General features: G+C 60.0%; 15 protein-coding genes. 4 read left to right on the top strand and 11 right to left on the bottom strand.

The genetic code is table 11. The annotated features are described in order from the left end of the window. Nucleotides 1–15: 15 nt before the first annotated feature. The 7 genes from CBW22_RS15545 to CBW22_RS15575 form a co-directional block, all read right to left on the bottom strand. Complete coding sequence (locus tag CBW22_RS15545; RefSeq protein WP_058770829.1) at nt 16–1,002, bottom strand: ABC transporter ATP-binding protein; 987 nt, start codon at nt 1,000–1,002, stop codon at nt 16–18. Then, nucleotides 999–1,811, bottom strand: a complete 813-nt coding sequence (locus CBW22_RS15550; protein ID WP_088517121.1) for an ABC transporter permease — start codon at nt 1,809–1,811, stop codon at nt 999–1,001. Before CBW22_RS15550 ends, CBW22_RS15545 begins: the two co-directional genes overlap by 4 nt. Beyond that, the gene (locus CBW22_RS15555) at nt 1,808–2,665 is read right to left on the bottom strand and encodes an ABC transporter permease (RefSeq protein WP_021506597.1); all 858 of its coding nucleotides are present in this window, start codon (nt 2,663–2,665) and stop codon (nt 1,808–1,810) included. Before CBW22_RS15555 ends, CBW22_RS15550 begins: the two co-directional genes overlap by 4 nt. Continuing rightward, nucleotides 2,665–3,687 (bottom strand): ABC transporter substrate-binding protein, encoded by a 1,023-nt coding sequence (locus CBW22_RS15560; protein WP_058775667.1) that lies wholly within the window; start codon nt 3,685–3,687, stop codon nt 2,665–2,667. The genes CBW22_RS15555 and CBW22_RS15560 overlap by 1 nt, the downstream gene beginning before the upstream one ends. Continuing rightward, nucleotides 3,674–4,696, bottom strand: a complete 1,023-nt coding sequence (locus CBW22_RS15565) for a substrate-binding domain-containing protein (RefSeq protein ID WP_021506595.1) — start codon at nt 4,694–4,696, stop codon at nt 3,674–3,676. The genes CBW22_RS15560 and CBW22_RS15565 overlap by 14 nt, the downstream gene beginning before the upstream one ends. Before the next feature lie 124 nt (nt 4,697–4,820). Then, entirely contained in the window at nt 4,821–5,429 is a 609-nt protein-coding gene (locus tag CBW22_RS15570) for a DsrE family protein (protein WP_021506594.1), read from the bottom strand. Nucleotides 5,430–5,456: 27 nt separating this feature from the next. Further along, nucleotides 5,457–6,062: a DsrE family protein gene (locus CBW22_RS15575; protein ID WP_088517122.1), complete on the bottom strand. Its 606-nt coding sequence runs from the start codon at nt 6,060–6,062 to the stop codon at nt 5,457–5,459. Between the two features lie 697 nt (nt 6,063–6,759). On the opposite strand from CBW22_RS15575, the gene CBW22_RS15580 reads away from it, so the two are divergent. Then, entirely contained in the window at nt 6,760–8,223 is a 1,464-nt protein-coding gene (locus tag CBW22_RS15580) for a beta-barrel assembly-enhancing protease (RefSeq protein ID WP_088517123.1), read from the top strand. A gap of 72 nt (nt 8,224–8,295) precedes the next feature. After that, a complete protein-coding gene (gene arsC / locus CBW22_RS15585; protein WP_088517124.1) occupies nt 8,296–8,643 on the top strand; it encodes an arsenate reductase (glutaredoxin) in 348 nt (115 codons plus the stop codon). Here the strand turns inward: arsC and hda are convergent. From hda to upp, 3 genes are all read right to left on the bottom strand, one after another. Beyond that, nucleotides 8,640–9,341 (bottom strand): DnaA inactivator Hda, encoded by a 702-nt coding sequence (gene hda, locus CBW22_RS15590; protein ID WP_217899528.1) that lies wholly within the window; start codon nt 9,339–9,341, stop codon nt 8,640–8,642. The two genes, arsC and hda, sit on opposite strands and share 4 nt — an antisense overlap. A 92-nt stretch (nt 9,342–9,433) precedes the next feature. Further along, the gene (gene uraA, locus CBW22_RS15595) at nt 9,434–10,717 is read right to left on the bottom strand and encodes a uracil permease (protein ID WP_031279414.1); all 1,284 of its coding nucleotides are present in this window, start codon (nt 10,715–10,717) and stop codon (nt 9,434–9,436) included. 218 nt (nt 10,718–10,935) lie between these two features. Further along, nucleotides 10,936–11,562, bottom strand: coding sequence for a uracil phosphoribosyltransferase (gene upp / locus CBW22_RS15600; protein WP_010617600.1), 627 nt, complete (start codon nt 11,560–11,562; stop codon nt 10,936–10,938). A gap of 239 nt (nt 11,563–11,801) precedes the next feature. Between upp and purM the strand changes: the two genes are divergently transcribed. Continuing rightward, on the top strand, nt 11,802–12,842 hold the full coding sequence (gene purM, locus CBW22_RS15605) for a phosphoribosylformylglycinamidine cyclo-ligase (RefSeq protein WP_021506588.1): 1,041 nt from the start codon (nt 11,802–11,804) through the stop codon (nt 12,840–12,842). Next, on the top strand, nt 12,839–13,477 hold the full coding sequence (purN, locus tag CBW22_RS15610) for a phosphoribosylglycinamide formyltransferase (RefSeq protein ID WP_058758319.1): 639 nt from the start codon (nt 12,839–12,841) through the stop codon (nt 13,475–13,477). The genes purM and purN overlap by 4 nt, the downstream gene beginning before the upstream one ends. A gap of 135 nt (nt 13,478–13,612) precedes the next feature. Here purN and pstB read toward each other — a convergent pair whose 3' ends face one another. Beyond that, entirely contained in the window at nt 13,613–14,380 is a 768-nt protein-coding gene (gene pstB, locus CBW22_RS15615) for a phosphate ABC transporter ATP-binding protein PstB (RefSeq protein WP_088517126.1), read from the bottom strand. Between the last annotated feature and the right edge of the window lie 6 nt (nt 14,381–14,386).

The following is a 14,386-nucleotide window of genomic DNA, read 5'->3' on the forward strand; positions in this document are numbered from 1 at the left end:
CACAACAGCTCCTTATCAGGCAGAAAAGTGCAGCGCGGCATCCTGCGCCAGCGTCCAGCTTACCGGCTGGCCGGCGTGCCAGGCTTCGCGCGCGTGGCGATCAACCTGGATCGGCGCCGCCAGCCCGATATCAATACTCAGCCGCTGCGCAGCACCGAGAAAGGTGGTGCCGAGGATGAAACCGGGGCGTGCGTAGCGCTGGTCCGCCGCCAGCAGCACATCCTCCGGGCGGCAGAAATGCTGCGGATTGCCGCGCGCATCGACCCCGACACAGTTAATCGCGCCGACAAAATCCGCGACAAACTGTGACGCCGGGCGCTGGTAAATATTTTGCGGCGTATCGATCTGCACCAGACGTCCCTGCTCCATCACCGCAATGCGATCGCCCAGCGCCATCGCTTCCTGCTGATCGTGCGTGACGTACACGGCGGTGATCGCCAGCTGTTTCAGCAGCGCGCCAATCTCCAGCCGCAGCCGGTCGCGCAGGCGCGCATCCAGCGCCGCCAGCGGCTCATCAAACAGCAGCACCTTCGGACGCGCCGCCAGCGCACGCGCCAGCGCTACGCGCTGCTTTTGACCGCCCGACAGCTTGTCGATACTGCGCTGCGCCAGCGCGCTGAGATCCACCAGGGCCAGCATCTCCTGCACGCGCGCGTCGCGTTCGGCGCGCGCCACGCCCTGCACTTTCAGGCCGTAGGCGACGTTCTGCGCCACGTTGAGATGGGGAAACAGCGCGTAGTTCTGGAACACCATGCCCACGTTGCGTTTCTCAATCGGCAGCGCTGTCACGTTACGATCGTCGAACCACACTTCGCCGCCGTCGTCACAGCGCTCCAGGCCACTGATGATGCGCAGCGTGGTGGTTTTGCCACAGCCGGACGGACCGAGCAGCACCAGGGTTTCGCCAGGCTGCACCGTCAGATCGAGCGGCTGCAGCGCCAGCTGGTGATTAAAGTGCCGCGCACAGTGGCGCAGCGTAACGGTTACGGCCGCAGGGTTCATGCCGCCTCCTTATTAGCACGCGTGAGCGTACGGTTGAGCCAGTGATTGACCGCGTTGAGCATCAGCAGCAGCGGCAGAATCAGCAGAATAAAGATCAGCGTGTAGGCCGATCCCACTTCCAGTCGCATTGAGGCATAGCTGTCTGCCAGCCCCACCGGCAGCGTTTTTGTCAGCGGCGTATGCAGCATCCAGGTGATGTTGAACTCACCCACCGACAGGGTGATCACCATAAACGCCCCGGCGAGAATGCCGTTGCGACAGTTGGGCACCACCACGGTAAAAAAGCGCTGCCACAGACTGGCACCCAGACTGGCTGCCGCCTCTTCCAGCCGCGGCATCTCCATCGCCTGCATCACCGCCAGCACCGGGCGCAGCATAAACGGCAAGGTAAATAGCACGTGACCGATGAGAATGAACAGCCAGCTATCGCGCAGGCCGGAGAACTGACCGTACAGCAGGATAATGCCCAGCGCGGTGGCGAGGCCCGGCAGCGCGACCGGCAGCATCAGGCACTCTTCGATGCGCGCCGCCCAGCGCCGCGGCGCTTTTAACAGCCCCCACGCTGCCGGCACGCCGATCAGCAGCGTGATCAGCAGGCAGGCCAGCGCAATCAGCAGCGACAGCCAGAAGGTGTCGGCGTAAAGCTGCCACACCTGGGTCACCCACTTCAGCGTCAGGCCGCTGCGCAGGCCGGTAAAATAGTTGTTGGTCACGCCGGCCAGCATCGACAGCACCACCGGCACGATCATGAACAGCGCGGTGAGCACGGTGACCAGCAGTTGCAGGCTGAACAGTCCGCGACGTCTCATGTCACCTCCTGATGGGCCAGTCGGCGCGCCAGCATCAATGCCAGCCAGGCGACGCCGCCCATCACCACCGACAGCGCGGCGGCGGTGGCGAAATTGGCGTAGTTGGTGAATTCGCCGTAAATGGTCAGCGGCAGCACCGCCAGATCGGTGCCCAGGGTAAACGCGGTACCGAACGCACCCATGCTGGTGGCAAAACAGAGCGCGCCGGTGGAGAGCAGCGCCGGCTGCAGTCCCGGCACAATCACATCCCAGGTGATGCGCCACTGACTGGCGCCCAGCGAACGCGCCGCCTCTTCGAGAGAACGGTCGAGTTTTTCACTCGCCGCCACCAGCGTGATGATGGCGCGCGGCAGTGAAAAATAGAGATAGCCAATAAACAGGCCGGTAAACGAATAGGCCAGCATCCAGCGCTCGTGGAACAGCGCCAGGCTGATTTGCGCCAGCAGTCCCTGACGGCCCGCCAGCATCACCACCAGAAATCCCACCACCACGCCCGGAAAGGCCAGCGGAAACGTCAGCAGCGCCAGCAGCGTGCTGCGTCCGCTGAAGCGCTGGCGTGCCAGAAAGCAGCCGACTGTCGCGGCGATGGCCAGCGTCACCAGCGTGACGGCGAGCGACAGCAGCACGGTGTTCAGCAGGCTGAGCAGGTAGTGCGGCTGCGTCAGTACCGTCCAGTAGCCGCTGTGCCGGGTGCTGCGGTCGTCCTGCATCGCCATCTGCAGCAGCCGGACAAACGGCAGCAGCCAGAAGGCGCAGAAGAACAGCAGCGCCGGCAGCGTCAGCCATAGCCAGCGGCTGCCGGCCAGGCGCGGTGTCCGGCGGCACGAAGCCGCCAGGGTGTCCGTCATCGCCATCAGCGAATCTCACTCAGATAGCGCGCCGAGAAGGCTTTCTGCGCTGCCGCCATCTGTTGATAGTCAACGGTTTGCGCACGCGCATAGTCGCTGTCCGGCAGGAAATATTTCTTCGCTTCTGCGCTCATGGCGCCGGTGCGCACCGGGCGCAGGAACGCGCTGGCCCAGATAGCCTGCCCCTTGTCAGACAGCACATAGTCGATCACTTTTTTGCCGTTCGCAGCGTGCGGTGCATTCTTCACCAGGCTAATGACGTACGGCACCGTTACCGTGCCCTCTTTGGGAATAACAAAGGCGACGTTAGCGTGATCTTTGTAGCGGGCGCGGTAAGCGTTGAAGTCATAATCGAGCAGAATCGGGATCTCACCGGAAATCAGGCGCGCATACGCGGTCTGCTTAGGCACGATAGGCTGATTCGCCTGCAGCTTTTTGAACCAGTTCAGCGCCGGCGTGAAGTCCTGCATGTTGCCGCCCTTCGCCTGGTTGACTGCCACCGCCGCCACGTAACCGACAAAGGCGCTGGCCGGATCGAGATAACCAATCATGCCTTTATATTCCGGCTTCAGCAGGTCGTCCCAGGATTGCGGCACCGGCGCGCCGCCCAGCGCATCGACATTGACCATAAAGCCCATGGTGCCCGAGTGCAGCGCCACCCATTTGCCGTTGCTGTCTTTCATGCCGGCAGGAATGTCATCCCAGTGCGCCGGTTTGTAACTGGCGACCACGCCGGCGCTGTCCGCCTGAATGCCGAAGCTGACGCCGTAATAGACCACGTCGGCCACCGGATTGCCCTGCTCCGCCACCAGCTGCGCCAGCGCCTGGCCGGAGTTTTTGTTGTCCTGCGGCACCTGAATGCCGGTGTCTCTGGCAATCGCTTTGAGCTGAGTGCCCCAGTCGGCCCACTCGGGCGGGCAGTTGTAACAGATGGCGGTTTCCGCCGCCTGCGTCAGGCTGGTAAACAACGCGCTGGCGCTGAGCGCGATGGCGCCGGCGTAAATTTTTACTTTTTTATGCAGCATCATGAGGTTCCCTGGTGGTGGCAATAAACGCGGGGGCAGCAACACTCTCACCGCTCCGCAACTGATGTGGCAGCACGCGGGTGCCGCGGCTGACGTTATGCAACAACATATCGATGGCGCAGGCGCCGAGCCGTTCGGCGGGCTGCGCTACGCTGGCCAGCGACGGGGCCATTTGTGCCCCCATCGCAATCCCGTCAAAGCCCATCACCGCCAGCTGCTGTGGCACAGGCACGCCCGCGCGCGCCGCCGCGCCAATCAGGCTGATGGCCAGCAGGTCGTTGGTGCAGATCACGGCGCTGAGCGGGGTGGCACCGCCGAGCATCGGGGCCAGCAGCGTAAAGTCTGATTGGGTGTGGCTGGCCATCTCAATCACCGGCAGCGCCGTCAGGCCCGCGTGCTGCATGGCATCGCAATAGCCCTGATAGCGCAGGCGCGCACGATCTGACTGCAGCATCGGTCCGGCGACCATGGCAATGCGGCGATGACCAAGCGCCAGCAGCTGTGCGGTGGCTTCGCGCATCGCCTGGCGGTTATCCACGCACACCGCCGGCCAGTGGCTGTGCTGCGGCACGTTATGCGCCAGCACAAACGGCAGGCCAGCCGCCTGCAGCGTGCTGAGCACTGCGCTGTTATCCGCGTCGGCCACCGTCAGGACCAGGCCCGCCACGCGCTGACGCAGCATATGTTCAACGATGGCGGCTTCGCGCTCGGGCTGGTAATCGCTGGTAGCCACCAGCAGGCCATAGCCGGCGTCGCGCGCCTGGCGCTCCATCGCCTGTAACTGGCAGGAGAAGATCGGGTTAAGCAACGAGGGCAGCAGCACGCCGAAGGTGGTGGAGTGCTGCGTGCGCAGCTGGCGCGCGATGTGGTTAGGACGAAAGCCGAGCTGCTCCGACGCCGCCAGCACTCTCTCCAGCGTGTCGCGCCGCAGCAGATGGGGATCGGAAAAGGCGCGCGCGGCCGTGGCGCGTGAAACGCCTGCCAGCTTTGCCACCGTGAGTAAGTCGGACATGTTCGCCTCGTAAAGTGCCGATGAGATCGATCTCATTGGCGCCTAAACTAACGGCGAACTGTGACAGTGACATCGCGAAGGGATGACGAAAAGATGACAGCAGCCTGCACTGCTGTCGGCAGGATTACAGCATCAGGAAGGCGTACCCTTCATTTTGCAGCGACGCGACGGTGGTGCCGCTGGAGAGCGTATGCGTGACGCGGGTATCAATCCAGTCGCGCTCCAGCTGATGGAAGGCCACCGACTGGTCGCAAATGGTCACTTTCACCCCGGCTTTCTTCAGCTCATCAATCAGCTTCAGGTTAGGATTATCGCTGCCGTACGCTTTACGGAACTGATCGTTATTGAGCGCGGCCGGCACCGCATCGCTGTTAATCGACACCACAAAGTTGAGCTGATTCAGCGGCACGCCAGCCGCGTAATAGAGGTTGGTGACGCGTGCCACGCGCTCAAGGCCGAGGTTTGGCTGATGGATATCCCCTTCGCTGCGGTTGATCTGAAACACAATCTTATTGCTCAGCCCGGGCGTGTTGGCCGGGTTGTAATCCGGCGTGTTAACAAAGTGAATTTTACCGTAACCGGCAATCGCCGGCGTGCTCCAGAAATCCGCCGGTTCGGTTTTCTGGTCAGCGAATTTGCCGCTGACTTTATCCACCAGTTCCGGCAGCTGCAGCACATTTCCGCCGACAAAGCCCGCCAGCGCGGCGATAACAATATAGGATGCTGGACGCATGACACTTCTCCTTAACCAAAGACGCGATTACATCTGTAAAAAGGCATAGCCCTGATTTTCCAGCGTCGACACCGTGGTCGGGCTGGATAATGCATGAATCACCGACCGGTCGATCCAGTTGCGCGGATAGTGATGGAACGCCACCGACTGATCGCACACCGAGACTTTAACGCCCAGCTTGTTCAGCGCGCCAATCAGCGCGAGGTTGGGGTTATCGACGCCGTAAAACTGCTTAAAATGCGCGTTATCCAGCGTGGCGGGCGTGGCATCGCCGGTCATCGACACCACAAACTGCAGCTGTTCGGCCGGTACGCCAGCGGCGATGTACAGATTGACCACGCGCGCCACGCGCTCCAGCCCGAGGTTAGGCCGTTTGATATCGCCTTCATTGCGGGTCAGCTGAAATACCACTTTGTTGCTCAGCCCCACCGCCGGTTTAAACGCGGCGTCGGCTTCATAATGAATTTTGCCGTAGCCCGCGACCGCCGGCGTGCTCCAGAACCCGTCCGGATCGGCAGGTTCAGCGGAAAAATGGCCCGCGATACGCTGATACAGGTCATCGCTTTTGATTACGGCGGCACCGACCATCCCACCCACGATGGCAATCAGGGCATAGGAAACAACAGAACGCATAGAAACTCTCCGGCATGCACTGCGCGTTAATTCACAGTCCGTTTGAAAAAGTGCTTTATCTATACCACAGCGCGCGGCGCGCAAAACGCCTGTACTGCCGGGCTGTCCGGCGTTTGGCTGCCAGCAGAAATCATTGCGCCAGCTGATTGAATAAGCCTGTTGATTGAGCCGTGCGGGCGAGTTGAAAAATAGCTGGCCGGAATTACCGGCAGTCACCAGGGAGAGAGATGCACAGCAGATGACAGCACCTCATCGTGCGGGTTAATACTGTCATCGCGCACCGCCAGTTGACCAGTGAGCAAAACCTGACCATTCATTTCTGGGCTGGTGATGCACGGCCAGAGCAGCACGATAAAAATTGCTGATGGATAAAGCGGGCCAACCGGGGATTTTCGGGCGTGTTTTTCAGAGTAAACCTGGAAAAAACCATGCCAGATTCAATTATTTTGAGCAACTTTACGTAACTTTAATTTCATCAGTGCGCTGTGCCTTTTTATTTTGCCTTTTCGCTATTCAATTTTTTGCTACAAATTTCGCGTCAGTCAGCCATTCTTTGCCATCACGTCAATGTGACGGCGGCATTTGCTTGTATCCTCACTGTGGTTAAGATAGAGCCGCGGCAGAAAAGGAAACGCCGCCACAGAACATTGGCATGACTTTCCTGTCCAATGGCAGGAGACTTTTACAGGATCAAGGCATGTTTAACCGGTTGAAAAAATCAGTGCTGGCGGCCCTTATTCCTGCGCTGCTGCTCACGCCTGCGGTCGGTGTCCGCGCCGATCTGAGCGACAATTTGCCCGACATGGGCACCACGGCAGGCTCCACGCTCTCCATTAATCAGGAGCTGCAGATTGGCGACTTCTACGTGCGCCAGCTGCGCGCCAGCGCGCCACTGATCAACGATCCGCTGCTTAATCAGTACATTAATGAACTCGGCCAGCGGCTGGTGGCACACGCCCATTCAGTGCGTACGCCGTTTCACTTTTTCCTGATTCAGAATGACGAGCTCAACGCTTTCGCCTTCTTTGGCGGCAATGTGGTGCTGCACTCGTCGCTGTTCCGCTATACCGATAACGAAAGCCAGCTGGCGTCGGTGATGGCGCACGAAATTTCGCACGTGACGCAGCGCCATCTGGCGCGCGCCATGGAAGAGCAAAAGCGCAGCGCTCCGCTCACCTGGGTCGGCGCGCTGGGTTCGATTCTGCTGGCGCTGGCCAGCCCGCAGGCCGGGATGGCGGCACTGACCGGTACGCTGGCCGGTACGCAGCAGGGCATCATCAGTTTCACCCAGGGCAACGAGCAGGAAGCAGATCGCATCGGCATTCAGGTGCTGCAGCGCGCCGGTTTCGATCCGCAGGCGATGCCCGCGTTTCTGCAAAAGCTGGCCGATCAAAGCCGCTTCTCGTCAAAACCACCGGAAATTCTGCTGACGCACCCGCTGCCCGATAGCCGCCTGGCCGACGCGCGTAACCGCGCCAACCAGATGCGCCCGGTGGTGGTGCAGTCGTCGCAGGATTTCTATATGGCGAAGGTGCGCGCGCTGGGTATGTACGCCACCGGTCGCAATCAGCTGACTGACGATTTGCTGAATGAGTACGCCAAAGGCAACACGCGGGAACAGCAGGCGGCGCAGTACGGCAAAGCGGTGCAGTTCCTGCAGGCGAAAGATTTTGCCAACGCGAAAAAGGTCATCGCGCCGCTGCTGGCGAAGCAGCCGGATAACCTGTGGTTCCTTGATATCATGACCGACATCGACATCGGTCTGAACCAGCCGCAGCAGGCCATCAGCATGCTGAACGCCGCCCGCGGCAGCCAGACCAGTCCGGTGCTGCAGCTTAACCTGGCGAACGCCTACGTCGAGGCGAAGCAGCCAGCCAACGCCAGCCGCATCCTTAACCGCTACACCTTTGCGCATCCTGACGATCTCAACGCATGGGATTTACTGGCGCAGGCCTCAGCCGCGCAGGGGCTGCGCGATGAGGAGCTTTCGGCACGGGCGGAGAGTCTGGCGCTGAACGGCCAGCTCGATCAGGCCATCACCACCCTGAGCAGCGCCAGCGCCCAGGTACCGCTCGGCAGCCTGAAGCAGGCGCGTTACGATGCGCGCATCGACCAGTTCCGCGAGTTACAGCGGCGTTTTAAGCAGTATGCAAAAGGGTAAATAGCCGGTTGCGCGGGTGGATGGCCGGCAGGATTTCGGTGCGCATCAATGGATTACCCAGGATAAAAAAACATGGTCCGTATTTATCACAATCCGCGCTGCAGCAAGAGCCGCGAAACCCTCGCGCTACTGCAGCAACAGGGTATTGAACCGCAGGTGGTGCTGTATCTCGATACGCCGCCGGACATCGACACGCTGAAAACGCTGCTGCAACAGCTGGGCATGCACAGCGCGCGCGAGCTGATGCGTCGTGGCGAGGAAATCTATAAAACGCTGGGGTTGGCCAGTAACGATCTCAGCGAACAACAGCTGTTACAGGCGATGGTGGAGCATCCAAAACTGATCGAGCGGCCGATTGTGATTCATGGCGACCGCGCCCGCATTGGTCGTCCGCCGGAAGCGGTGCTGGAGATTCTCTAAAGCCCCAGCGCCTCTTTCACGAAGGGAATGGTCAGCTTGCGCTGTGCGCTGATCGAGGCGCGATCGAGACGATCAAGCGTGTCAAACAGCGTGCGCATTTCGCGGTCGAGGCGTTTCAGCAGGAAACGCCCAACGTCTTCCGGCAGCTCAAAGCCGCGCAGGCCGGCACGCAGCTGCATCGCCTGCAGTTTGTCCTCGTCGGACAGCGGCTGTAAGCGGTAAATTTGTCCCCAGTCGAGACGTGACGCCAGATCCGGCAGGCCCAGATTGAGCTGACGCGGGGGACGATCGCCGGTGATCAGCAGGCGGGTTTTGCCGGTTTCCAGAATGCGGTTATAGAGATCGAAGATCGCCATCTCCCACTCGGCTTCGCCGGCGATGCACTCAATATTATCAATGCACACCAGCGCCAGATTCTCCATGCCTTCCAGCACTTCCGGCACGAACCAGGTGCGCTTATCGAGCGGCACGTAACCCACCGCTTCGCCGCGCGCGGACATTTCGGCGCAGGCTGCGTGCAGCAAATGGCTGCGGCCGCCGCCTTCGCGTGACCAGAAGTAGAGATAGCTGCCGTGCTGTTGCGCCAGCGCGCTCTGCAGCGCCGCCAGCAGTGACGGATTTTCCCCCGGCCAGAAACTGGCAAAGGTTTCATCATCGGGTAGATAGAGTGGCAGTGAAAGCTGTGCCGGCGTGTTCAGAAGTACCTCAACGGATGAGCGGGCAGAAAACCGGGCAAGTTTATCACGATCCTCCGCAGAGATGAACCGGGCTTCCCTGCCCGCAGGATCCTTTAAAGCTCGCGTTTTTCTTCCGCGTCCAGCACCACTTCTTCCGGACGTAACAGACTGATTACGCGGAAAATCAGCGCCAGGCCAACGCCGACGATGGTGGCCAGTGCCATGCCCTTCAGCTCGGCGGCGCCCACGTGCACTTTCGCGCCGCTGACGCCAATGATCAGGATCACCGAGGTGAGGATCAGATTCTGCGCTTTGTTGTAGTCGACTTTGGATTCAATCAGCACGCGAATACCGGAAGCGCCGATCACGCCATACAGCAGCAGCGACACCCCGCCCATCACCGGCACCGGGATCGCCTGGATGGCGGCCGCCAGTTTACCGACGCAGGAGAGCAGAATAGCGAAGATTGCCGCGCCGCCGATCACCCAGGTGCTGTAAACGCGGGTGATCGCCATGACGCCAATGTTTTCACCGTAGGTGGTATTCGGCGTGGAACCAAAGAAGCCGGAGATCATGGTCGACAGGCCGTTGGCGAACATCGAGCGATGCAGGCCGGGATCGCGAATCAGATCCTTCTTCACGATGTTGGCGGTCACCACCAAATGGCCCACGTGCTCGGCAATTACCACCAGCGCTGCGGGCAGGATGGTCAGCATCGCGGCCCATTCAAAGCGCGGCGTATAGAAGGTCGGCAGCGCAAACCACGGCGCGTTTTCCACCGCGCTCCAGTCAACGATACCCATGGCCGACGACAGCGCGTAGCCGACCAGCACGCCAATCAGGATCGGGATAATGGCGAAGAAGCCACGGAACAGCACCGAGCCGAACACCGTCACCGCCAGCGTCACCAGCGAAATAATGATGGTTTTACTGTCCGCTGTGGTGCCATCAGCGGGCAGCAGCCCGGCCATATTCGCCGCCACGCCAGCCAGTTCGAGACCGATAACCGCCACGATGGCCCCCATCGCCGCCGGTGGGAACATGACATCGAGCCAGCCGGTGCCGGCCTTCTTTACAATCAGCGCCACAATGCAGAACAGCGCGCCGCACAGGATAAAGCCGCCGAGCGCCACTTCATAACCGAGCGGCAGCAGCAGCAGCACCGGCGAGATAAAGGCAAAGCTGGAGCCAAGATAGGCCGGGATTTTGCCTTTACAGATAAACAGATACAGCAGCGTGCCAACACCGTTGAACAGCAGCACGGTGGCCGGGTTGATGTGGAACAGAATCGGCACCAGCACGGTGGCACCGAACATGGCGAACAGGTGCTGCAGGCTGAGCGGAATGGTTTGCAACAGTGGCGGGCGTTCACTAACGCCAATGGCTCTGCGAGTCATCATTTATCCCCTATACGTTTATTTTTATGCTCGTTCGTCAACACCGCACCTTATCGTAGTGGCGCAATTCATTGCGCCTTGTCCGGATGGGCACCATAGCTTGCCCGGCATCAGCGCGATAAATCGCGCCGCTACAAAATGTGCATCCTGTCGATACGGTGTCTGACTGAACGGTATTTTTGCCAAAAAAAAGCCGACTCTCTGGCCGGCTGGTTTATTTATTTGGTTCCGAAAATCTTGTCGCCGGCATCGCCGAGGCCCGGGATGATGTACCCCTTCTCGTTCAGGCCCTGATCGATTGACGCGGTGTACAGCTCAACGTCCGGATGCGCTTTCTCCAGCGCGGCAATGCCTTCCGGCGCGGCCACCAGCACCAGCACTTTAATGCTGTTGCAGCCGGCTTTCTTCAGCAGATCGATGGTGGCGATCATCGAGCCGCCGGTCGCCAGCATCGGGTCAACCACCAGCGCCATACGCTCTTCGATGTTTGACACCAGCTTCTGGAAATAAGGCACCGGCTCCAGCGTCTCTTCGTCACGGTAAACGCCCACCACGCTGATGCGCGCGCTCGGTACGTGTTCCAGCACACCTTCCATCATGCCAAGGCCAGCACGCAGAATCGGGACGACGGTAATTTTTTTGCCTTTGATTTGATCGACGTCGACCGGACCGTTCCAGCCTTCAATGGTCACGCGCTCGGTTTCGAGATCGGCGGTGGCTTCATAGGTCAGTAAGCTGCCCACTTCCGAGGCCAGCTCGCGGAAGCGCTTGGTGCTGATATCATGCTCACGCATCAGGCCCAGTTTATGTTTGACCAGCGGGTGTCTGACTTCCACGATCTTCATGATTATTCTCCCGGAATTGAGTTGAGCTAAAAAAAATCGCCGGATTATACCGCCTTTTTACCGCCGCGCCACCGGTGATTGGTCAGGTAACGTGCACAAATCGCCTGAGAATAAGGATTAGCGAAAAATCAGCACGCTGCAAAGGTGCCCTGAGATGGGACTCGCAAACGTTTGCCTGCGCTGGTAGAATTGTCGCGCTTAATTTTTGCCACCAACCGCAATCGCGTGGGGATTCCGCAGTGACCGACAAAACCTCTCTCAGCTACAAAGACGCCGGTGTTGATATTGATGCTGGTAACGATCTGGTTGACCGTATTAAAGGCGTAGTAAAGAAAACCCGCCGCCCGGAAGTGATGGGTGGACTGGGTGGCTTTGGCGCGCTGTGTGCGCTGCCGCAGAAATACCGCGAGCCGGTGCTGGTCTCCGGAACTGATGGCGTCGGCACCAAGCTGCGTCTGGCGATGGATCTCAAACGCCACGACAGCATCGGCATCGATCTGGTCGCGATGTGCGTGAATGATCTGGTGGTACAGGGCGCTGAGCCGCTGTTCTTCCTCGACTATTACGCCACCGGCAAGCTGGATGTGGATACCGCCTCCGCGGTGATCACCGGTATCGCCGAAGGCTGTCTGCAGTCGGGCTGTGCGCTGGTCGGCGGTGAAACCGCTGAGATGCCGGGCATGTATCACGGCGAAGATTACGACGTGGCCGGTTTCTGCGTCGGCGTGGTGGAAAAGTCCGAGATCATCGACGGCAGCAAAGTGCAGGATGGCGACGTGCTGATCGCGCTGGGCTCCAGCGGTCCGCACTCTAACGGCTACTCGCTGGTGCGTAAAATTCTTGAAGTCAGCCAGACCGATCCCACCACCAAACAGCTGGAAGGCAAACCGCTGGCCGATCACCTGCTGGCGCCGACCCGCATCTACGTGAAAAATATCCTCAGCCTGATTGAGCAGGTGGACGTGCACGCCATTGCCCACCTGACCGGCGGCGGCTTCTGGGAAAACATTCCGCGCGTCCTGCCGGATAACACCCAGGCGGTGATTGACGAGAAAAGCTGGCAGTGGCCGGCGGTATTCAGCTGGCTGCAGCAGGCCGGTAACGTCAGCCGTCACGAGATGTACCGCACCTTTAACTGCGGCGTGGGCATGGTGATTGCGCTGAGCCCGGCCGATGCCGACAAAGCGGTACAGCTGATGACCGCGGCTGGCGAGCAGGCGTGGAAAATTGGCGTGATTAACGCGTCTGATGCCGAAGAGCGTGTGGTTATTAACCCATGAAGAAACTGGTTGTACTGATCTCCGGCAACGGCAGCAATCTTCAGTCCATCCTCGACGCCTGCGAGAGCGGGCGTATTAACGGCAGCGTGGCTGCCGTTTTCAGTAATAAAGCCTCGGCCTATGGTCTGACGCGGGCGCAGCAGGCCAGCGTGCCTGCTCACGCGCTGTCCGCGCAGGATTTCACCGATCGCGACGCCTTTGACCGCCAGCTGATGCAGCAGATCGACGCTTATGCACCGGATCTGGTGGTGCTGGCCGGTTATATGCGCATTCTGAGCCCGGCGTTTGTCGCGCACTATCACGATCGTCTGCTGAATATTCATCCGTCGCTGCTGCCGAAATATCCCGGTTTACATACGCATCGCCAGGCGCTGGCGAACGGGGACGCGGAACACGGTACGTCGGTGCATTTTGTGACTGATGAGCTGGACGGTGGACCGATCATTCTGCAGGCGCGCGTGCCGGTATTTGCTGACGATGACGAAGCTGAGATCAGCGCCCGCGTGCAGCATCAGGAGCACGCGATTTACCCGCTGGTGATCAGCTGGTTTGTCGAAGGACGCTTGCAGATGCGCGCGGGCAAAGCGTGGTTAGATGGCGAACCGCTGCCGCCGGAAGGTTATGCGCACGATTGATTGACCTTGACGCCGTGCGCTTGCAGGAATTGCGCAATAAATTGCGCCGCTACGGGGCTGTGCCGGCTTTTATTACTGCATGATTTCTTTGCACATTTCGTAGCGGCGCGATTCTTCGCGCTAACCTGACAATACTTACCCAAACCGGCCGGTAATATAATCCTCGGTGCGCCGCGCCTGCGGTGCGGTGAAAATCCGGTCGGTTTCATCAAACTCCACCAGCTGCCCGTTATGCATAAACGCGGTGTAATCGGATACGCGCGCTGCCTGCTGCATGTTGTGCGTCACCAGCACCAGCGTGAAATGCTGCTTCAGCGTGGTCATCAACTCTTCAATCACCAGCGTCGAGATCGGATCCAGCGCCGAGGTGGGTTCATCCAGCAGCAGCACTTCCGGCTCGATGGCGATGGCGCGCGCAATCACCAGCCGCTGCTGCTGACCGCTCGACAGCGTTAGCGCATTCTGCCCCAGCTGATCTTTCACTTCGCCCCACAGCGCCGCCGCCCGCAGCGCGCGCTCGCAGGCCTCATTCAGCACGCGACGATCGCGCACGCCCTGCAAGCGCAGACCGTAAACCATATTCTCATAGATCGACTTGGGGAACGGATTGGGGCGCTGGAACACCATGCCGATGCGCCGCCGCAGCGCCGGCAGATCCTGGTTCGCCTGCATCACCGCGTGGCTATCGAGCAGAATCTCACCTTCGATGCGGCAGCCATCAATCACGTCGTTCATGCGATTGAAGCAGCGCAGCAGCGTCGATTTACCGCAGCCGGAGGGCCCAATCAGCGCCGTGATGCGATGCTTCGGGATCTGCAAATCAATGTTATTCAGCGCCTGGCGTTCGCCGTACCACAGCGACAGCTGATTAACGGTGAGCGCAATAGCGTAATCGGGCGTCATGTGTAA

The sequence above is a fragment of the Pantoea sp. VS1 genome, from assembly GCF_002207995.1.
In the GTDB taxonomy this organism is placed as follows: domain Bacteria; phylum Pseudomonadota; class Gammaproteobacteria; order Enterobacterales; family Enterobacteriaceae; genus Pantoea; species Pantoea dispersa.